A 20,517-nucleotide genomic window follows, 5' to 3' on the forward strand; every position below is an offset into this window, starting at 1 on the left:
GGATGGTAATTATTATCCTTTTAATTATTTCTATATTGGTAGGAATATATGCATTTACTACGCCTAAAATAACGAGTTTACCCACTTATTTTACTTATAAAGGTGAGCAAGCGGCCTTAAATAATTTACATTCCAGTCAAAAAATGACAGCACATACTACAAAAAAATGGGATGGTATAATGTTTGACCTAGTCAAATCCCATAAATTAGGCGATGCAACAGCTTCGCGAATATATGCTTATCTCTACACCGCTCAGCGTGATGCTGCGTTCTTGTCTCATAACAATAAACATCGTTTTATGGGCAGCCTTGATCCTATCTCTGCTGAGGTTCTATGTCTGTTTTTTCCAAAAAATTGCCCGCACATTAAATTCCAAGTTAAAACAGACCCTTATTCAAACGAGCTTGCAAAAATTGTCCTAAAGAAAATAAAATTGCACATGATATTAGACACGAAACAGCAAAAATTATCTGCAGAAAAACCAGGTGGTGATCATTGGGCTGGTAGTAAACCGTATTTTGGACAAGAGGTTGGCTCTTGGAAACCATGGATAATCGACTCACCGCAGCAATTTTTAGCACCAAAACCCAATGCTCAATTATGGCAGGACGAACTCAGACAAACCGAACAGGCATTACAAAATATTACTCCCAACCAAACAAAAGCAGTTGTATTTTGGGCAGGTAACCCCTCAACAATAACACCTCCAGGTATCTGGTTAACATTTGCTAATGAATATATTGAAGAAGAGCACGTTTCGTTCTCAAAAGCATTATTTGTTCGATCTGTATTAGCTATGGGCATTGCCGATTCAGTCATCGCCGTGTTTTATTCAAAATATACCTATTGGATAAAGCGCCCATTTATGTTAAATCCAAATATATATACCGTAATGCCTACACCTAATCATCCAAGTTATCCAGCAGGCCACTCCACTATATCGGCAACAGCTGCAGTCATTTTGTCTTATTTTTTTCCTAAAAATACGCAAAACTGGTGGGAAAAAGCTGATGAAGCGAGTTCAAGCCGCGTTTGGGGTGGCATTCATTTTCCCGTTGATGCTAAAGAGGGGTTAATTTTGGGGAGAAAAGTAGGGAATACTGTTATTCAAGCTCAGCCCCCTTTTGCTTTAGAATTAGATAAAAAATGAGTATTCGCTATAAAATATTACTCAGTATGCTGATTGTGGCACTCCTTTTTATTCCAGTAAATATTTACTTATTGAATCGCTATTTACTTGTTAAACAAGATTTTTTGAGTATTGTTGATGGTACTGTTCCGCGATTAGAAGCGTTATTAAGTATGCAGAATTTAACAACCCGCATTCATTTATTCATTAATGATTCTAATTTTCAATTACTGAATGAAACAGCTAATGGCAATACCTCAACTAGAAATGATGCGAGAAAAGACGAATTATTAGCTTTTCTAGGGGAGTTGGGCGAGCAACAAAAATTATATCAAAAACATCACCTGTCCACAGTCAATAAAAATGCACAAATATTAGATCAATTACGAGATAACGTCATTTTAAAAGCTTTAGATGTATTTTCTGCTAAGGAAAGAGGACTAACTTTGCCAGAGTTGGAAAAAAAAACCAGGGAACTTAAATCGGCGGAGTTTAATCTGAATAAGTTTATCAAAAATTTGCTGCTACAAGAAACAACCATTTTAGATGAAGAAAGGATAAAAACAATTAAAAAAGCGGTTGAGTTAAAAAACTTGCTGATACTGTTAAACGGTCTAATTGTCTTAATTACTTTTGCTCTAAGTTTGTTTCTTATGAAAATTATTTCAAGACCTATTATTCAGCTTAGTGACTTTGCAGGTAAAATTGATTATGGAAATTTGACCCCCCTCTTACCTATTCTTACTAAAGATGAAATTGGTCAGTTACAAACTCATTTAAATGAAATGTTAATCAAGCTGAGCAAAGCCAAGACAAAATTAATAGAAACATCTCGTTCAGCTGGCGTTGCTGAGATTGCAACCAGTATCCTACACAACGTTGGTAATGTTTTGAACAGTATCAATACATCGGTGGCATTACTTTCAGAAAACAGTAAAAAATCTTCTTTAAGCCAATTACCTAAACTGTTAACTATCATTGAACAAAATAAAAGTAACTTCGATCATTATCTTGAACAAGATGAGCGCGGTAAATTATTTGTTCCTTTTTTTAAGGGGCTAATTAAGCAGTTAGAGCATGAACAATCCTTAACACAAGAGGAACTGAGTCATCTTGATAAGAACTTAACCCATGTCAATCAAGTCATTGCAGCACAACAAATTTCGGGTCAGCCAAATAGACATGTTGTTGAAGCCATTGAATTAGAAGAATTAATTGAAGATATACTTCTTTTATATGCCAATAGACTGCGCAAATTATCTATTAATGTAGATCGCCGATACAATCATATTCCTGAATTTTTATCGATAAAAACAAAAATTCAACAAATTTTAATTAACTTAATTAAAAATGCAATTGATGCCTTAACTGATAATGATCTACAAGAAAAGAGATTAATTATTGAGGCGATATCTTTAAATGATGCTCTCGGTATTCAAATTATTGTGAGAGATAATGGTATTGGAATTGCTAAAGAAAATTTAAAGAAGATTTTTTCTTTTGGATTTACTACAAAAAATGAAGGTCATGGTTACGGCTTACATAATTGTGCTTTATTAGCACAAGAAATAGGCGGAGAGATTTCTGTACAATCAGATGGATTACAGCAAGGGAGTACCTTCACGTTGTCTATATTTTATATGCAGAACTCAACTAAGGGGCCCGATAGCGAAGCTACTCAAACTTAAAAATCAAAGTTTATGTAGCTTTTACGTGATTGTTGCTCCTGGGTTATGTCTCCTTTGGTACCATGAATTGTGATGCAACTCGGGAACCAGTTGACCTTAATCAGACCACATAGTATAATTATAAATCATTGCTGATTGCAATTAAAATTCAGTCAGACATCGCGACCTATCTTCTCCCAAAGGACTAATGGAGAACTGGTACTACCTGGTTTTAATTATTAAACGGGTTCGTCGCTGAGGTAAAGACTAGTGAAGACGGGTGTGTTTGAGACATCCTCACTCATTGAGCTTTGGTTCAGCGAAACTGGTTTTTCTAGTCCCTGGCATTACCTAACTCATCAAGTCTTGTTTATTTATCTTATTGATGCTGGATACACAGGTTAATCCCCTATCGAAAGTAAATAAACGCCCTCAGTGTCGATTGAATTATCGTTTAGATAATTGAGGAGAATAGTTATGTCAGGCGATACTACAGAAACTTGAGTACAAAAATCTAAAAACGAAAATGAGCATGCTCAGGTAGCGTTGGGAGAACGTTATGTCAATGGTAACGGAGTTGCCAAAAACCTATCAGCAGCAGTGGTGCAATTTCGCCTTGCAGCAAAACAAGGCTATGTACCTGCTCAATACAGCCTGGGAGTCATGCTCGCTAATGGCCTATGGGATTGTTCGCAACAGGGGCTTATAAAAAGAGCCAAACAATAGATGAAGAACAATTGGATACAAACGGGCGACTGTTCAATAAACTGTAGACTTAGTTTAGTCTGAAAAGAAGATTGAAAAGAACGCTATTTTCGGGAAGCTGAGGGGATTTCAAGCCACTGAGAACAACATGATCATAGTTATTTACCTTTGCTAAGTTATTTTCATGGCAGTAACTCAATCTATATGTTTTTAAATACCTTCACTACCGATTGCTATTTTAACTGGGTATCCTGAGAATTATCAGTTAAGATAAGTAATTTAATCGAGCGTGTACGTTATTTATGACCAACCAGGAAAAAACCACTCATTTTGGCTTCGAATCTGTTGCCTGGGATGAAAAAGAAAAAAAAGTAGCAGAGGTTTTTCATTCTGTTGCCAAAAGCTATGATCTAATGAATGACTTAATGTCTCTGGGTATTCATCATCTATGGAAACGATTTACTGTTGCGCTTAGCCAAGTTCGCTCCGGACAATCTGTCCTCGATTTGGCTGGGGGAAGTGGTGATTTAACTCGATTACTATCAAAAAAAGTTGGGGATACGGGCCAGGTTATTCTTGCTGATATTAACGCGGCCATGCTCAATGTTGGTCGAGACCGTTTGCTTGATGAGGGTCTCTACAAAAACATCGGTTTTGTGCAGGGAAATGCTCAATGCTTGCCCTTTGCTGATAATAGTTTTCATTGCGTTACTATGGGTTTTGGTTTAAGGAATGTAACCGATAAAGAAGAGGCATTGCGCTCAATGTATCGAGTCTGTAAACCCGGAGGTAAACTCATGATTCTTGAGTTTTCGACCCCATCATATCCAGGCTTAAAGCCAATATATGACTGGTATTCTTTTAATATTTTACCTAAAGTAGGTAAATTATTTGCCCAGGACGAGGCCAGTTATCAATATCTCGCAGAGTCCATACGCATGCATCCGAATCAGATTGCCTTACAGGAAATGATTGAGCGTTCGGGATTTGAAGATTGTCACTTTCATAATTTAAGTGGCGGCATAGTTGCCTTGCACATTGCCTACAAATATTGAGTTGATTATGCTAAAAAAATATTCTTTAAAAGCACTACAAAAAGCAATTAATCAGGCTATGAATCTGGATGAGCAGATGTCCATCAAACTAAAAGCACTCAACGGCAAAGTGCTTGAAATGATTATTACGCCTTTAAATGTCAATTTTTTTATCCAGTTTAACGAAAGTGACATACTGCTGCTTGGACATTACGACAGTCATCCCGATACCATTATCCATAGTAATCCTATAGGTTTAATAAGGCTGAGTTTATTACCCGCATCTAAGGCGCGCTCATTATTTAATGATAAAGTGCGCATGTCAGGTGATATTGAATTGGGACAGAATGTTAAAAAACTATTTGATGAAATGGATATCGATTGGGAAGGACACTTGGCTCATTTCACTGGCGATGTAGTGGCTCATCAAATAGGGTCTCTGGTACGCAAAGGAATCGAGTTTAAAAAACAGTTTAGTCAGAACATGCGTCAAAATGTCACAGAATACCTCCAGGAGGAGTTGCGTGTTTTTCCATCACGCAATGAGTTGGATGACTTTTATAATGATATAGATGAACTATCATTAAACGTTGAGCGCTTGCAAGTTCATCTGAATCAGTTGCTGAGTGATCATGAAACGGATTAAAAAACTGTTACTCTGCATGCGTATTTACTTTATCGTGGCAAAATATGGGCTCAATAGCGCGGCCCTGTTTCTTAAGATACTCATCCCATTGCGTTTTTTAAACTCTCTTAATCCCCGTAATTGGTTTCGAAAAAAAACAACAGCCTCTTATGAAACATCGTCACTATCTTTAAGGGACTTTAAACCTCTATTTAGTGAATTTGGTAGCCTATTATCGAACCGCCAGGATCTAAATCTTGAAGCTGTAACGCAAGAATTTAACAAATTGAAAAATAAAATATCACCTGATTTCAGTACAAAAGGAGTTATTATTGAGCACACCAATGATCCGCCATGTGACGCCTCCCCCTTCTCTAAACCCGAAGCTCCAGATGCAATTCCTTTCAAAAATGAAGACATAAGGCAGCAGGTTAAAAAATTATGGAATGAGCTTAATAATGCCCAGATCTCTGGCGAGAGCGTAGTCCAGCAAATAGGATCGTTAGTCAGCAACAGGAACGAACTCAAGAAGTGCTTTCGTGAATCGATACACCACAATATAGTGGCGTATCTTGAAAAAGAATTGCGTATTTTTCCCTCACGAGATGAGCTAAATGATTTTTTTAATGAGCTGGATGATTTATCATTAAGCGTTGAGCGATTACAAGCTCATATCAATCAACTAGTGAGCGCTCATGAAACCAATTAGACAACTAATACGCCTCATCCATATCAACTACATCCTGGCGAGCAATGGACTGGATAATGTGGTCGTTACATTAAGAGTATTCGCTCCCATTCGATTTATAGTTTATTTAAATCCATGGAACTGGTTTCGCAAGGTACCATTAACAAGAGGAGAGGCGCTGCGCAAATCTTTAGAAGAGCTGGGTCCTATATTTATTAAATTTGGCCAGGCACTATCAACCAGACCCGATATTTTACCAGAAGACATTGCAATAGAATTAAGCAAGCTACAAGATAAAGTTCCCCCCATCCCCAGCATTTTAGCGATGGCACTTATAGAGAGAGCCTACGGACAATCCCCTTACGATGTTTTTGCCCAATTTGAACCCGTTGCCCTGGCCTCAGCCTCCATGGCCCAGGTTCATGCAGCAACATTAAAAACAGGGGAGGATGTGGTAGTTAAAATACTCAGACCTAATATGCGTCGGATTATTGAACAAGACTTAAGTATTATGTATACCATTGCACGATTGGCGGATCGGTATTGGCCTGAAGGAAAGCGACTAAAACCTATTGAAATAGTCTCCGAATTTGAACATACCTTACTGGATGAACTTGATCTACTCCGAGAGGCAGCTAATGCAGCGCAATTGCGCCGTAACTTTAATCACTCGCCTTTATTGTATATTCCCGAGATATACTGGGACTATTCACATAAAAATATAATGGTCATGGAGCGTATTCATGGGATACCTGTGTCTGATATAGAACAGTTACATGAGCATGGTATTAATATAAAAAAACTGGCAGAACGCGGGGTTGAAATCTTTTTCACTCAAGTGTTTCGCGACTGTTTCTTTCATGCCGACATGCATCCAGGTAATATATTTGTGTCGTATGACCATCCCCAGGAACCCAAATATATTTGCATTGATTTTGGAATCATCGGAACATTGAATGACAATGACAAACGCTACCTGGCAGAAAACCTGCTGGCCTTTTTTAACCGCGACTATCGACGTGTTGCCCAGCTCCATGTTGAAAGTGGCTGGGTGGCGCGGAATACCCGTATTGAAGAATTCGAAAGTGCAATCCGGACGGTGTGTGAACCCATATTTGAAAAACCTTTAAAAGATATTTCATTTGCTCAGGTGGTACTGCGTCTTTTTCAAGTAGCACGACGGTTCCATATGATAGTTCAGCCCCAGCTTATTTTATTACAAAAAACCTTGTTAGCTATAGAAGGTCTGGGACGCCAGCTTTATCCTGAATTAGATTTGTGGGCAACAGCCAAACCCTTTTTAGAAAAATGGGTAAAACAACAAATTGGACCAAAGGCTTTTTTACATCAATTAAAACTAAATTTACCTTTTATGGCTGAGCAGCTGCCTCATTTGCCTAAACTGGTCTTTGATGTCCTGGAGCTGAAAAAAGAACAATTAATATTAAATAAAGAAATTGTACTTTCAGATCTCAAAAATAGATCTCAAATTATCCAGTGGAGGAATATCACTATAGGGATATCTGTCTCTCTGCTAACCATTGGCATCATTAATTACTTCCAATTAATAAACTACGAAAACCTCACCCCCATAGTCTTAACTGGAGCTGGGTTAGCAGGTTTTTTTGCTCTTATTAACCGTAAAGAAAGGAGTTAACATGGGATTAAGTGGCATCAGTCCATTATCTTTATTACTCATACTGGCTATTATTTTTGCTTTTTTTGGAACGTCCAAATTAAAAGCTCTAGGTTCTGATCTGGGTGAGGCGATAAAAAACTTCCGCCGTGCTATGAATGATGATCGGGTAAATGACTCAAAAAATGACGATCACAAACCATCATGAGTAGTGGCGAATTGTTACTGATATTTATCGTGGCTTTAATCGTCTTTGGACCATCAAAACTGCCCATGCTCGCAAATCATCTTGGTTTATGGATGCGTAAAATCAACCAAATTAAAGAGCAAGTCTCTTTATTCTGGCAACAACAACTCAATGAACTGCAGTTAAAGGAAAATCAACTCAAAGCCGAACAAGGGGATATAAAATATAAAAATAATCCTCCTGAAATAGGAGATTAGTAGACCAACGCAAGCGATTAAGATTAAAGGTACTATATAGTATCCAATGTATCCGGGATTAGCCCACAGCACTACACGAATGCATCGTTGAAGGCAGCAAAATTCAGGATTACGGGGTGCCATTCCAAACCACATAAGTTAAACAATAGGCTCGATACGCGCCGATCAAGCTGTTTTAAGATTGCTAGCCACTACTTTATTTCTTTGTTAATTTAACTCCAAAGGTTATTTACTCATCCCGGAATAAAGAGGTAGTCTGATTAGAGCATCGTGAAGAACAATTTTAACGAATAAGGAATACCTATGTTAATAGCGGCTATTATTTTATTCATTATCGCAGCACTGTTTGGTTTAATTATTTTGACCGCACTGTTGCAAGAGACACCGAGTCATAAAAAAGTTGTATATTTACATGGAATTACCGCTGTCGCTGCATTATTACTGGTAATAATTTATATGCTTTTGAACCCCGTATCTGTACTTCTGATTACCAGCTTGACCTTATTTATCCTTGCCGCCTTGGGCGGGTTAACTCTTTTTATTATTGACATGAGAGAAGGAGCCATTCCTAAATTATTGATTGTTTTGCACCCCCTGCTTGCACTGGCTGGCTTAGTATCGTTAGTTATATATGTATTACCATAGCCAATAACCTGGTGTTACATCCTGACCTTTCATCCCTATTGCTGCCGCTCAGAATTTAGATCACAAATACAACCTGAATAACACGGTGCCTGGTAAATTTTTTTCTATCATTCAGGCCCCGGGAAATCATAATAGATGCTCCGGGGCTGGTCATGAAGGCTTATCACTCCCTGCATAATCTAACATAATGAGGTCATATCAATAACAAATCGATATTTGATATCACCCTTTTGTAACCGGAGCAATGCGGTATTAACCTCGTCAATATTGATTAACTCTATATCGGCTGTGATTTTATGTTTAGCACAAAAATCCAACATCTCTTGAGTTTCTTTTATTCCACCGATTAAAGAACCATTAATATTCAAGCGTTTAAAAATTACTGGAAACATCGAAATTTCCATTGGATCGGCAGGTAAGCCAACCTGGGTTATCGTTCCATCATGTTTTAGAAGATTTAAATATGGATTTAAATCATGTTTAGCAGACACTGTATCAAGAATAAAGTCATATTGATTGGTTAGAGCTTCCATTGCCTGTGCATCTGTAGATAGCACTACATCAGTTGCGCCTAATTGTTTGGCTGCATTTATCTTATTTGCTGAGGTGGTAAATACGGTAACATGTGCTCCAAAAGCATGAGCCAGTTTAACTGCCATATGCCCAAGCCCCCCTAAGCCAACGATACCCACTTTGCTTTCCTTACCTACCTTAGCTCGTTTCAGCGGTGAATAAGTGGTGATTCCAGCACAAAGCAACGGGGCAGCGGCAGATGCATCTAACCGTTTATCAATTTTTAATACAAAATCCTGGGTTACTACTATGTGTTTAGAAAAGCCACCATAGGTCACTCCGCCTGAATTCTTATCCTCACTGTTATATGTTTGTGTCATCCCCGACTCACAAAACTGTTCTTCGCTGACACTACAGCTGGAACATGTACCGCAGGAATCAACCATACACCCCACCCCAACTAGATCACCAGGTAAAAAGCGATCAACTGTGGCACCCACGGCAGTTATTTTTCCAATGATTTCATGCCCAGGCACCATAGGGTACTGTCCCACTCCCCAATCATTATTAATTTGGTGTAAATCTGAATGGCAAATACCACAAAATAAAATATCTATTGCAATGTCATCGGCTCCGAGCTGACGGCGTTTAAAAATGAGATTTTGTAGTGGCGCACCGGCTTTGTGAACTGCGTATCCAATAGTTTCTGTCATTGTCTATCCTTAAAGTTATAGGGAACTAATTAATCATGTTAAAGTTAAATATATCTGATGGTAGCCTATATAAGGTATTTTTAAAATTAAGCAGGGAAGTTAAGATAATAAACAGTCCTAACCATCAATTTGAATGCTGTATTTAATTCCAATTTGGGCGATCAGTACCCTTAGCGATTCTCAGAAAATATAATAGCCTAACTACTGTGCGTAAACCCATGAACTTAGGATGTGCAATTTGGTTAAGTAGAAACAATGAGTTAACTTAAATTTTCTGAGGCACTCTCAGGATCAATACGGGGCCGTATGTTAAAGATCACAAATAATATTTACATTCCAATTGCAGAGATTGAATTGATTCCAATTCGAGCACAAGGAGCCGGCGGGCAAAACGTAAATAAAGTATCTACTGCCATTCATCTTCGCTTTAATATTGAACAATCGACCTTACCTGTTGAATATAAATCCAGGTTATTACAATTAAACGATTACCGAATTTCTTCTGAAGGAATTATCATCATTAAGGCCCAACGCTATAGAAGCCAGGATAATAATAGAAATGATGCCTTGTACCGACTCGTTGAGCTCATTAAAAAAGTAAGCGTTGTACCTATCAAACGAAGGAAAACAAAACCATCCAAATCATCGGTGAAAAAAAGACTGGATAGCAAAACTCAGCGAGGTCATTTAAAAAAACTTCGCCAGCCACCGGAATAGTCAGCCATTAGAGTTGGTTTTAGTTGAAAACATCTTTTGAGAATGATGTACTGAAGTGCCGTTTTAAAATGCATACACAACAAACACATTTCGGAGGGTCTATTTCTGTGTTATGGATCAATGCACCACATCTATGGATAGCTTTTGCCGCGACCATTTTTTTAATGATGTTTCATTATCTAAGTCCATGGTTTGCTGCTCTGTTACCCGGAAATGGTCGTACTTTTGTCTCTTTTGCAGGAGGTGTTGCAGTCGCCTATGTATTTTTAGATATGTTACCTAACCTGGTGGAATACAATAAGCCAATAGGTGATTTTTTGATTAATAATCAATGGCTTACTCCATTTAATGAATTGTTAATTTATATTTTTGCTTTATTTGGTTTTCTTATCTATTTCGGATTTGATTTATTGGCTGAGCGTTATCGGGAAAAAGGACATGATGATTTTTTAGTTTACGGTTTACATCTCACTATGTTTTGTCTTTATAACTTCTTAATCACGTATACGATGTCGTTAAGGGCAATCTCCAGCCTGACCGCCACAATACTGTTTACTCTGGCAATGGCTTTACATTTTGTCTTAACGGACAGGAAGTTTTGTCGCTTCTACCAGGTACAATTCAACCATAGGGGACGTTTTTTATTGATTAGCGCTTTATTAACAGGTTGGCTATGCTCAGTTATTTTTGACCCGGTTAATGTTCTGATTGTTGCCTTAATGGTTTCTTTTTTAGCAGGCTCTGTTTTGTTGAATGTTTTTCGCGAAGAATTACCCGCAGCAGGTTTAGCAAGCTACTGTTGGTTTGCTTCTGGCGCGGTATTAATCACCCTCATCTTATCATTGAGAACATGGATTCTGGTGGTAAGTTCAGTCTGACTTTGAGAAATGAATATTGTTAAGTGCCCACTTAAACACCCAAAGCTCTTGCTGTGTTCTCCATACACACCAATCTCGATGAAATGATACTTCGGATGAGCGGCTTTAATCTCCGAAGCGATTGGTTGGCTGATGACAATACGGTGCCTTGCGATGTTTCATATAATATTCCTGATGGTACTCTTCAGCAGGCCACCAAGGTTGAACATCCAGTAAATGAGTAACGACCTGATATCCTTTGTTTTTTAGCCTTTGAATTAAAGATTCGGCTTCTTGTTTTTGCTCTTGATTAAAATAAAACACGGCACTTTGATATTGTTGTCCTAAATCCGGTCCCAGTCCTGTACGTTGAGTTGGATCATGAATTTCAAAAAACCGTTTTAAAACCCTGTGATAGTCCGTTTTAGCTCGATCATAAACCACCCTAACGGCTTCGTAGTGGCCAGTATTGCCACTACAGACCTGATTATAACCTGGATCTAAAGTGTGGCCTCCAGTGTATCCTGATTCCAGACTGATGACCCCTGGAATCTGTCGTAAAAAATGCTCCACACCCCAAAAACAACCGCCAGCGACAATAGCCTCTTCAGTATCCAAAACCTGATTATCGGCCACAAAGTCGAGAGAGGCTGAGTTCACACAATGGCGCAAATTTTTATGAGTAAACGATTCACCTGTAAATACATGCCCTAAATGAGCATTGCAACGTGCACAAAGTATTTCAGTACGCTGTCCATCCGCATCGGGCACTCTTTTTACCGCATGCACGATGTCATCATCAAAACTGGGCCACCCACAACCTGAACTAAATTGACTGGAACCGCGAAATAAAGCCAATCCGCAGCGTCGGCATAAATAAGTACCTTGAGTCATGACGATGTTATAGGCTCCCGTATTGGGATACTCAGTGGCTTTATCACAGATTACTCTTCTTGTAGCAGGAGTTAGACTGGCAGTTTTATCAAGATAATCGCTCACTTTTTTCTCCCTATGAAGAATTTGGATTGCAAGGATGCCGAGATTGAATTCAAAATAAATTATCGTAGGTTGAGTCCAGACCCATAATCATTAAGCTAAGGAACTTTTACTTATCACAAGTCCTTTAGGGATCAAAATAAAAACAAATGCGCCGTTCGGGCTGAGGAGGCGTTTTCGCCGTCTCAAAGACTCTGCGCCATGACCAAACAGGCTTCGAGACAGCGCTAAAGCGCTCCCTCAGCCCGAACGGATAGAGGATAGACACAACTACAACCCCTTAGCTTGACGACTATGTGCTAAGACCCAACCTAGATTGACCATGTTGCCTTCCCTTAACCCTATTATTTACTTTGTCTGGCAAATCTTATCAGCCATGTAGCCAATAGCTCCTGCATAATAGATAGAATTATTATAGCGCAATATCATTTTATAGTTTGGAAAGGCTAAAAATGTAGGGCCTCCCAAAGGTTTTACAACACTGGCTTGCAGATTCTGATAGGGTAATGGCTCGCCACTTTCAGTACGTACACCTAATGCATCCCATTCTCTTACAGGTTTAATAATATTTTTACCTTCCATTTTCATATCAAATTTGGCAGGAAGCTTCACCTGGATTGCCCAAGGCTCCCCAGTTTGCCATCCGTTTTGTTTCATGTAATTTGCTATAGATGCAAAAACATCCGGTTTACTTTTCCAAATGTCTTTACGACCATCGCCATCATAATCAACAGCATATCTCACCCAGCTTGAAGGTAAAAATTGAGGCTGACCTGAAGCTCCAGCCCATTCACCTTTGAAGTCCTGAAGACTGACATGACCTTCTTTTAGAATGCGCAAGGCAATAAACAGTTCTTTACGGAAAAATTCCTTTCGTTTGGAATCATATGCTAAAGTGGCGAGTGCTTTAATCACTGGGAAACTTCCCATGAAACTTCCGTAACTCGTTTCCATACCCCAGAAAGACACAATAAAACAAGGGTTAACACCGTATTGTTGAGCAATTTCCTCCAACAGCTGTCTGTTCCTTTTATATTCTTTACGCCCTATCACAATCCGGTAATTATCAGCCCGGGTAGTACGATACTTCAAAAAAGTTAGTCGATGCTCTGGTTGCGAGTGCATGAACCCTTTAATTTGTCGACTTGGCTCATGAATTCCGGCGAAGGCCTCATCAAATAAACGCGGAGGAATACCCTGTTGTAGCGCTTCCTCCCGAACTCCTGCAACCCATTGATTCCAGTTCTGGTTAGCAAAAGCAACGTGTTGTACTAGCATCAACGCCAGTATAGCGAGCCCCCATTTTTTCATAGCTCTCCCCTGTTTTTTATTTTTATCTGGTAACATCTCATGTCGACTTATTTCCATTTCTCTTTAATTTTAAACAAACTATTTTTAAAATAATAACTTAAATTTAGTCTTATAAGATAGACCATTGATGCAAAAACGCTTTATTCTGCACTCATCACTACCTGCGGTTATTAATAACCATCGCTAAAATTTCAAAGCTATTAAATTAGTTCCGGTAACTTGCAGAGATATTGATGATAACATGTCTGCTCGTGCTCTGGCTGTTATGTTTTACATAATCACTTGAATTTAAATCTTTATTTCGATATCGTGTCGTAGAAATTTACTGAATCAAAAACCTTCATCAATCTGCATAAGGATAACGCGATGCCTTTTTTCCCGAACCTATTGGATACCTACAAGAAACAATTAGCTCCTTTAGGAATCGATCTATCAGAACTTGATGATGATGAAATAGCACAGCTTGGTAAGAATATTGAATTAGTAAAACTGGGTATTGAGGTATTAGAGTTAACCGATCCTGAATCTAAAAAATTGCGTGACAATATTGAATTAGTGAAACTGGGTATTGAGGTATTAGAGTTAACCGATCCTGAATCTAAACAGTTACGTGACAATATTGACCTGATTAGAAGGGATATCGATGTGCTTGAGTGTACAACAAAAGAATTGAATGCGTGTCGTGAAAATTCAGAAAACTTCTCTGGGATGAGAATTGGCTAGAGCTGTGCTCACTACTAAACCGCTTTCATAAATTCAGTTAAATCAGATTTTTCTTCTTTACTCAGCTGTAATTGCAACCGCACATTAAAAAACTCTATTATATCGGCCAGAGTTAATAGACGACCATCATGCAAGTAAGGGGAATAATCTTTTATTCCCCGCAGTGGGAAGGTTTTGATTGGACCATCACCTACAGCCTTCATAACATAACTGAAAGAAAAAGCATTCCAGGCGAATACCGCCAGCATCAAGGATTTTTATAACATAATCAATTATATTTATCATGAGGATAACAATTTTATCATCATAAAAACTTATAAACTCATGCAATAAGTCGGTTTCCTGGTCCAGATAAATTAAAATCACTTGACTAAACGTTTATATTAGTTGAATTTAAAACTTCCTTTTCTTATTGTCGCCATTCTAAAATAGACCCTGTTTTATCCAGTACAATAATGAATGTTTTTTCTTAATTTCCTTATATGTTTTATAAAGATAACTGATGATCCATATAACAAGGACTAGTATGCCTGGAAGACTTTACTATCGCTCGGATACAAGACCCCCGCAACAGATCTTTAAGGAAGGTTTTTCTCCTCGAATAAGGGGGTATGAAGAGAAATGGTGGACAGAAGCTATTAAAAGTAGAGGGTATACCAACGATTATGGTATTGATAATCAATCTGTAGATGGAGACCCCAGCGTTTGTATCTGCATGACAACGAAACTCGAAAGTGCTCCAATTTTTCCATTAAATACTGAAACATCCTATATCTATGCTATTGCGCTACCTGAAGCGACTAAAATTGAATATTTGGGCAGGGGTAATGGTGAAGTAAAATTATCCAGAACAACTGATACACCCTGTGACTTTGAACATATTATTTTGGATTTACATAGCTTTCAAGCCCGGCAAGCACGTAATATCTGCAGATTTTTTGATTATCAAATGGCAAATCTTGGCGCCTATGCAGGTTGGCCTTTATATGCTTATGAAGCATTAGCTTATGAAGTGCCCTCACTATCGATCATATGTGCCATACAATGCCTGAGAGAGAACTCTGATAGCCCAATGGAAATTTCCTGTGACATTTCAACCCAATCTAAATTTTCTGAGGATAAAAAATTTATTCTGGAGGGGGATATTATAGAAAATTTAAATTTCTCTAATGCACATACTCTGAGAACAGGGGAAAAAAGTGGATCAAAATGGGATGAAATGGACTATAGCTTGCTCAAAGAGCAAGCTATAAAAGAAATAGGGCGGGTAAAAGAATCTGGCCAAACCACTACGCCAAATATTTATTATGGCCTGGGTGGAAAGACCTTTTAAGTTGAAATTAACGCCCATTCAATTTCATTCTTTTATAGGTTTCTTTAGAGTCTATGCTTATAGAAACTAAGGATATCATCTCTGGTTACTCACTGCGCAAGGAAACCATGGGCTCTAATTTTGCAGCACGACGAGCGGGATAAAAGCCAAAGAAAATCCCTGTTGCAGCGGATACAAAAAAACCCGCTACAGGCGGAAGCCAATAGATGGTAAAAGTCCAGTCACTAAAATAAGCGATTATCCGGGTAAAAATTAATCCTAAAATCACCCCAAGGATGCCCCCTAATAAAGAAAGCATTACCGACTCGACAAGAAATAAAGCTTGAATTTCGCTGTTTTTAGCACCAACTGCTTTTCGTATTCCAATTTCTTTTTTCCGCTCACTCACTGAAACCAGCATCACATTCATCACGCCGATTCCACCGACCAAAAGAGAAACTCCACCAATGACTGCTAATAACAAAGTGAAAATACGTCCCTGACTTTCCATACTGGCTATAATTTGTTTGGCACTGCGTGGGAAGATACTAAGCTTGGGAATTTGTGAATTGATGATTTGCTTTATCTCTTCTATTACCTCATCAATGGGGCTATTGGGTTTAAGCAGGATTACCGCATTATTAATTTTTGCATCCTTACTTACCAATGAGATACCCGCCAGAGGGATTATAGCCGCCTGATTGATGTCCTCATTAAAAAAACCATTTTCTTTCCAGGGATTGGCCACGCCAATAATAGTATATAAAGCTTGACCTATGCGTAATTGTTTCCCTATAGGCTCATCAAGACTGATTTCTTTTATTTGTCGTGCTAATCCATCTCCAATAACACAAAAGTGTTCAAAGGATTCTAAAAACGAAACAAAATGGCCTTGTGATAAACTGACATGAACAATGCTCGCTAGATTCTCATCCGCACCTATAACCACTCCTTGCATCAATTTTCCTTTAAAACTTAGTGGTTGATAAGCGGTACTGTATGGGGCAATTTTCTGAATAAAGGGAATACGTTCTGGCAGTTGTTGCCATTGATTTACTGATAATGAATCATCTCCGCTACGTGATTTACTGGGGGTTTTCTCATAAACAGCCACCGCAAGTAAATCGGTACCCAAAGCTTTGAATTGTTCCAAAGCTTTTTCGGTAGCCAACTGGCCACAGCTGATTAGTGCGACTACCGCAGCAGTTCCTACCAAAATACCTAAAACAGCCAGAAAAGAACGCATTTTGGATGAAGTTAAATTGACCAAGGCCTGCTGACAGTGATGACTAAACTTCATTACTCAGATTCTCCAATAACAACTCCATCAGCAAGAGTGATACGTCGTTTACATTGTGCAGCTACATGCTCATCATGAGTGATCATGATAATGGTACGGCCTTCTTTATGTAACGCTAGAAACAACCCCATCACCTCTGTTCCTGTTTTAGAATCGAGCGCTCCAGTAGGTTCATCTGCTAAAATCACCCGAGGTTCTGTAACTAAAGCTCTGGCGATTGCTACCCGTTGCTGTTGACCGCCTGATAGTTGTGTCGGGCGGTGATGCGCATACTGGCGCATACCTACATGCTCGAGTGCCTTTAACACCTTTTCTTTAATCTCAACTGCATTTACTCCTCTGTAGGTAAGAGGTAAGCCTACATTCTGAAGCGCGGTGAATCGAGGTAATAAATTAAACTGTTGAAAAACAAAGCCTATGCTCTGATTACGTAAAGAAGCAGACTCATCATCAGTCAAACCGGATACATTTTTATTTTTTAGGGTATAAGTGCCTGAGTCTGCTTTATCCAATAAACCAATAATGTTCATTAGCGTAGATTTCCCGGAACCGGAAGCACCTACAATAGCAAGCAGATCTCCTTCATGTACTGTCAGAGAAACCTCTTTTAAAACAGTAGTACTGACTCCTTCAAGAGAATAGGTCTTAACCAAATCGGTGAGTTTAATCAATGGACCATTAGTCATAAACCACCACATCCCCTATTTTCAAACCGGTCTCCACAACCACTGTATCCGCTTGTGCAGCACCCGTCGTGATAATCCGTTTTTCGAGGGAGCCTTGGGCTAATTGGAGAGAAACCATACTGTTGCCCTTTTCTCTTTTTACTGCGGCAATAGGAATTAATAATTGATTTTCACTTTCTACATTTAATTCAATTGCAGCACTCATACCCACCTTTATCCAGGGTTGTTGCTCGGCAGTCAACGATTTTACTTCGACTACTGCGGTAAAAGAAGGCAACCCCCCATTGTTGGTATTAGAAGCCTGGGCGTTCACAGCAACCAAAGTTCCTTTTAATTGATGCTTGCCAAAGGCAACGCCGCTAATAATCGCTTTCATTCCAGGACGTATCTTATCAATATCTATTTCAGGAACATCAATCTCGACGCTAATACCATTTAAATTGCCTACCAGGGCCAATACTTGTCCTGATTTCACCGAAGATCCCACGGTAATTCGCATAGCTTTATCTTCAGCAGATTTTGGTGGATAAAGCATGACTCCATCACTCGGGGCTTTGAGGCGGATTATATTATGATTAGAAGTCAAAATTTTTCGTACTTTATCAAAATCAGATAAACTTAAAGCGGATAAATTTTGGGTATTATTTTCATCCATTTTTTCCAGCATTTCACTAAGCTTACGCGTGGCTTGCATTAAGGTCACTCGCGCAGTATCCATACCTGATTTTTCACTTAAATAATTATTTTTAGATAACAGTCCTGAATGCCATAAATCCTGGGTACCGGAAAACTTTGCTTTTGCAATGGTAAAACTGTCCTTAGCTTTTAAATAATCAGTCAGTGTGTCATTGTATTGTTTTTGCAATTCATTAGAGTTCAAGGTTAAAACAACATCTCCTTTTTTAACCATTTTCCCGTAATGAAAATCCATTGTTTCTACTACTGCCTCCATAGGGCTGGTCAGGGTACTTTCATGCAAAGGCTGAATAGTCCCCGTAAAATGCAAGGTTTTATGCAAGGGTTTTGATTTGACCTCGTAGGTATTCAAAGTAGTGGTTTTCTGCTTGTCATGATGACCACATGATATAAGATTCAGGGCTAAAATTGCGCCCACAATTATTTTTAAATAAATATTCATCCGCCATACCTTAGTTTGATTTGCCAGTAATCCAGCGTAGTTCCTAATGTCCGTTGAAGGGCTGATAACTGATTAAGATACGCAATCTTCGCACCGATTAATCCTGATTGCGCTTGAATCAACTGATTCTGAGTATTATTAACATCCAAAGCACTTGAAATACCTGCCTGTAATTTTTTCTTTTCTAAAGCATACGATTGTTCAGCCAATTTTACTTGCTTTTGGGCCAACTCATAGCGCTTTGCAAGACTTTGAATGGTATTGATGGTGTTAGTAATGTTAGTAATTAATGCTCGCTTGGCTGCCATAAGATTAATTTTATCTTTTTCCAATCTCACTTTGGCATTAATTAATTGGCTGCGTCGATTTAAATCGTTCAAAGGTACCGTTAGGGTCAATCGTGCTGATTGATTTACATTATGACCATTGTAAAGTCCTCGCAAACCACTATTAATTCCAGTCACATCATTTACCGTACCACTTTGTACGCTTCCGGCCGCATCCAATTGCCACAACTGTTGATTTTTTGCCACTTTGTAGGCACGTTCATCGGCACGTAATGCCATTTTTTGAGCTAAATATGCGGTATTATGATTTAGAGCTATTTCAATAGATTGCTGCAGATTAGGAACAATGATTTTATCTATAGTCACATCACTGGGAACTGATAAATGCATCTCCGGATCAAGACCTATTGTTTGCAGCAAATCCTGAGCGGCTGTATTAAAGTCATTTTCTGCCTGCTCCCCCATCAGACTTAGGGATTCGATTTGGTAGGATTGCTGAATATTGCCTGTGGGTTCCAATTGTCCAGCTTCTATTTTTTTTTCATTTATCTGATACGATTTTTTAGCTTCTTTTAATTGTAAGCGTTGATTTTGTAAATTATTACCACTGAGTATCAACGAGCGATAAGCGATAATGACCTGGGTAATCTGATCCACAACGGATTGTTGCAAATTTAATTTATTCAACCACTCACTATCAATAGCATTCAACAGGCCCACTTCATTTACTGACGAACCAAAGCCACGTAGCAAGGGTTGAGTGACCGTAAAATTTAACTGAGGATTATAGCCATTATAAATTGCTACATTATTATCTACAGACAAGGAAGCCTGGGTACCTAATTTAGTTTTTAATTTGAGTTCTGGGCTACCCACGAAGGTGCGAGTTGTATCACTGCCAATTCCGTTAAAGGTATTTTTCTGTATTACGCCTGAAGCACCCAAAGCGTATTGCAATTCAAATTCGTTATAGGCCAAACGCAATTGGTATCGTTGAATAATACGATCTAATTCCACATTTTGGATATTCGGGTTATAACGTAAAGCCAAGAGGATCGCCTCTCGTATGCTCAAATGCTGAGTAACTTTATGGCGAGAAGCAGGAGAGGCAGGTAATTCTATCCAGTGTTTTAAAACATACTCCGGGTTGGCAATGGCCTCCCGAAGTCGAGCTCCAGCCTCTTCCACCTGTTGCGCTTCGGTGCCAGGATCATCTACCCAATTGTACAGAGTTTTATGTTCAGAGGATTTATTCGCTGACCAGGCATTAAATCCCATGAGACTTAACAACAGGCACATCTGAAATAAAAATCTGTTTTTCTCTAAAAAATTCACTGCTGGCATCGCCTGTTGTTCATTAAAAAATTAGTTCTCCGTAACTCATCAATAA

Annotated in this window: 22 protein-coding genes; 14 read left to right on the top strand and 8 right to left on the bottom strand. The window is 38.7% G+C overall.

Annotated features, from left to right (window positions below):
• Positions 1 to 2: 2 nt before the first annotated feature.
• From HRS36_RS17070 to HRS36_RS17110, 10 genes are all read left to right on the top strand, one after another.
• On the top strand, positions 3 to 1,151 hold the full coding sequence (locus tag HRS36_RS17070; protein WP_173238283.1) for a vanadium-dependent haloperoxidase: 1,149 nt from the start codon (positions 3 to 5) through the stop codon (positions 1,149 to 1,151).
• Positions 1,148 to 2,818 (top strand): sensor histidine kinase, encoded by a 1,671-nt coding sequence (locus HRS36_RS17075; RefSeq protein WP_173238284.1) that lies wholly within the window; start codon positions 1,148 to 1,150, stop codon positions 2,816 to 2,818. The genes HRS36_RS17070 and HRS36_RS17075 overlap by 4 nt, the downstream gene beginning before the upstream one ends.
• 582 nt (positions 2,819 to 3,400) lie before the next feature.
• Entirely contained in the window at positions 3,401 to 3,523 is a 123-nt protein-coding gene (locus HRS36_RS18900) for a hypothetical protein (RefSeq protein ID WP_267313913.1), read from the top strand.
• Positions 3,524 to 3,804: 281 nt separating this feature from the next.
• Positions 3,805 to 4,557, top strand: a complete 753-nt coding sequence (ubiE, locus tag HRS36_RS17080; protein ID WP_173238285.1) for a bifunctional demethylmenaquinone methyltransferase/2-methoxy-6-polyprenyl-1,4-benzoquinol methylase UbiE — start codon at positions 3,805 to 3,807, stop codon at positions 4,555 to 4,557.
• A 7-nt stretch (positions 4,558 to 4,564) separates the two neighbouring features.
• Positions 4,565 to 5,182, top strand: coding sequence for a ubiquinone biosynthesis accessory factor UbiJ (locus HRS36_RS17085; protein ID WP_173238286.1), 618 nt, complete (start codon positions 4,565 to 4,567; stop codon positions 5,180 to 5,182).
• On the top strand, positions 5,169 to 5,870 hold the full coding sequence (locus HRS36_RS17090; RefSeq protein ID WP_173238287.1) for a hypothetical protein: 702 nt from the start codon (positions 5,169 to 5,171) through the stop codon (positions 5,868 to 5,870). Before HRS36_RS17085 ends, HRS36_RS17090 begins: the two co-directional genes overlap by 14 nt.
• Positions 5,857 to 7,506 (top strand): ubiquinone biosynthesis regulatory protein kinase UbiB, encoded by a 1,650-nt coding sequence (ubiB, locus tag HRS36_RS17095; RefSeq protein ID WP_173238288.1) that lies wholly within the window; start codon positions 5,857 to 5,859, stop codon positions 7,504 to 7,506. Before HRS36_RS17090 ends, ubiB begins: the two co-directional genes overlap by 14 nt.
• Before the next feature lies 1 nt (position 7,507).
• Positions 7,508 to 7,693, top strand: a complete 186-nt coding sequence (gene tatA, locus HRS36_RS17100) for a twin-arginine translocase TatA/TatE family subunit (protein WP_173238289.1) — start codon at positions 7,508 to 7,510, stop codon at positions 7,691 to 7,693.
• Complete coding sequence (locus tag HRS36_RS17105; RefSeq protein ID WP_173238290.1) at positions 7,690 to 7,929, top strand: Sec-independent protein translocase subunit TatA/TatB; 240 nt, start codon at positions 7,690 to 7,692, stop codon at positions 7,927 to 7,929. Before tatA ends, HRS36_RS17105 begins: the two co-directional genes overlap by 4 nt.
• A gap of 303 nt (positions 7,930 to 8,232) precedes the next feature.
• Positions 8,233 to 8,574, top strand: coding sequence for a hypothetical protein (locus HRS36_RS17110; protein WP_173238291.1), 342 nt, complete (start codon positions 8,233 to 8,235; stop codon positions 8,572 to 8,574).
• Positions 8,575 to 8,753: 179 nt separating this feature from the next.
• Here HRS36_RS17110 and HRS36_RS17115 read toward each other — a convergent pair whose 3' ends face one another.
• Positions 8,754 to 9,800, bottom strand: coding sequence for an NAD(P)-dependent alcohol dehydrogenase (locus HRS36_RS17115; protein ID WP_173238292.1), 1,047 nt, complete (start codon positions 9,798 to 9,800; stop codon positions 8,754 to 8,756).
• Between the two features lie 306 nt (positions 9,801 to 10,106).
• On the opposite strand from HRS36_RS17115, the gene arfB reads away from it, so the two are divergent.
• Both arfB and HRS36_RS17125 read left to right on the top strand, forming a co-directional pair.
• A complete protein-coding gene (gene arfB, locus HRS36_RS17120; RefSeq protein ID WP_173238293.1) occupies positions 10,107 to 10,517 on the top strand; it encodes an alternative ribosome rescue aminoacyl-tRNA hydrolase ArfB in 411 nt (136 codons plus the stop codon).
• A 107-nt stretch (positions 10,518 to 10,624) separates the two neighbouring features.
• Positions 10,625 to 11,395 carry a hypothetical protein gene (locus tag HRS36_RS17125; RefSeq protein ID WP_173238294.1) on the top strand — a complete coding sequence of 257 codons (771 nt, stop codon included), beginning with the start codon at positions 10,625 to 10,627 and terminating at the stop codon, positions 11,393 to 11,395.
• A gap of 105 nt (positions 11,396 to 11,500) precedes the next feature.
• On the opposite strand, the gene HRS36_RS17130 is transcribed toward HRS36_RS17125, so the two are convergent.
• Together HRS36_RS17130 and HRS36_RS17135 are read right to left on the bottom strand one after the other, a co-directional pair.
• The gene (locus tag HRS36_RS17130) at positions 11,501 to 12,373 is read right to left on the bottom strand and encodes a bifunctional methionine sulfoxide reductase B/A protein (protein ID WP_173238295.1); all 873 of its coding nucleotides are present in this window, start codon (positions 12,371 to 12,373) and stop codon (positions 11,501 to 11,503) included.
• A gap of 345 nt (positions 12,374 to 12,718) precedes the next feature.
• A complete protein-coding gene (locus HRS36_RS17135; RefSeq protein ID WP_173238583.1) occupies positions 12,719 to 13,681 on the bottom strand; it encodes a lytic murein transglycosylase in 963 nt (320 codons plus the stop codon).
• A 366-nt stretch (positions 13,682 to 14,047) separates the two neighbouring features.
• On the opposite strand from HRS36_RS17135, the gene HRS36_RS17140 reads away from it, so the two are divergent.
• On the top strand, positions 14,048 to 14,404 hold the full coding sequence (locus tag HRS36_RS17140) for a hypothetical protein (RefSeq protein WP_173238296.1): 357 nt from the start codon (positions 14,048 to 14,050) through the stop codon (positions 14,402 to 14,404).
• 14 nt (positions 14,405 to 14,418) lie between these two features.
• Here HRS36_RS17140 and HRS36_RS17145 read toward each other — a convergent pair whose 3' ends face one another.
• Entirely contained in the window at positions 14,419 to 14,652 is a 234-nt protein-coding gene (locus tag HRS36_RS17145) for a hypothetical protein (protein ID WP_226905514.1), read from the bottom strand.
• 278 nt (positions 14,653 to 14,930) lie between these two features.
• Between HRS36_RS17145 and HRS36_RS17150 the strand changes: the two genes are divergently transcribed.
• Positions 14,931 to 15,737, top strand: coding sequence for a hypothetical protein (locus tag HRS36_RS17150; protein WP_226905515.1), 807 nt, complete (start codon positions 14,931 to 14,933; stop codon positions 15,735 to 15,737).
• Between the two features lie 85 nt (positions 15,738 to 15,822).
• Here the strand turns inward: HRS36_RS17150 and HRS36_RS17155 are convergent, their stop codons facing one another.
• Genes HRS36_RS17155 through HRS36_RS17170 form a run of 4 tightly spaced genes read right to left on the bottom strand, consistent with a single transcriptional unit; the run spans position 15,823 to position 20,462 of the window.
• Complete coding sequence (locus HRS36_RS17155; protein WP_173238298.1) at positions 15,823 to 17,016, bottom strand: ABC transporter permease; 1,194 nt, start codon at positions 17,014 to 17,016, stop codon at positions 15,823 to 15,825.
• Positions 17,016 to 17,702 (bottom strand): ABC transporter ATP-binding protein, encoded by a 687-nt coding sequence (locus HRS36_RS17160; RefSeq protein ID WP_173238299.1) that lies wholly within the window; start codon positions 17,700 to 17,702, stop codon positions 17,016 to 17,018. The genes HRS36_RS17155 and HRS36_RS17160 overlap by 1 nt, the downstream gene beginning before the upstream one ends.
• Positions 17,695 to 18,840, bottom strand: a complete 1,146-nt coding sequence (locus HRS36_RS17165) for an efflux RND transporter periplasmic adaptor subunit (protein WP_173238300.1) — start codon at positions 18,838 to 18,840, stop codon at positions 17,695 to 17,697. The genes HRS36_RS17160 and HRS36_RS17165 overlap by 8 nt, the downstream gene beginning before the upstream one ends.
• A complete protein-coding gene (locus HRS36_RS17170; protein WP_173238584.1) occupies positions 18,837 to 20,462 on the bottom strand; it encodes a TolC family protein in 1,626 nt (541 codons plus the stop codon). Before HRS36_RS17170 ends, HRS36_RS17165 begins: the two co-directional genes overlap by 4 nt.
• Between the last annotated feature and the right edge of the window lie 55 nt (positions 20,463 to 20,517).

It is taken from the genome of Legionella antarctica (genome assembly GCF_011764505.1).
Classification (GTDB): domain Bacteria; phylum Pseudomonadota; class Gammaproteobacteria; order Legionellales; family Legionellaceae; genus Legionella; species Legionella antarctica.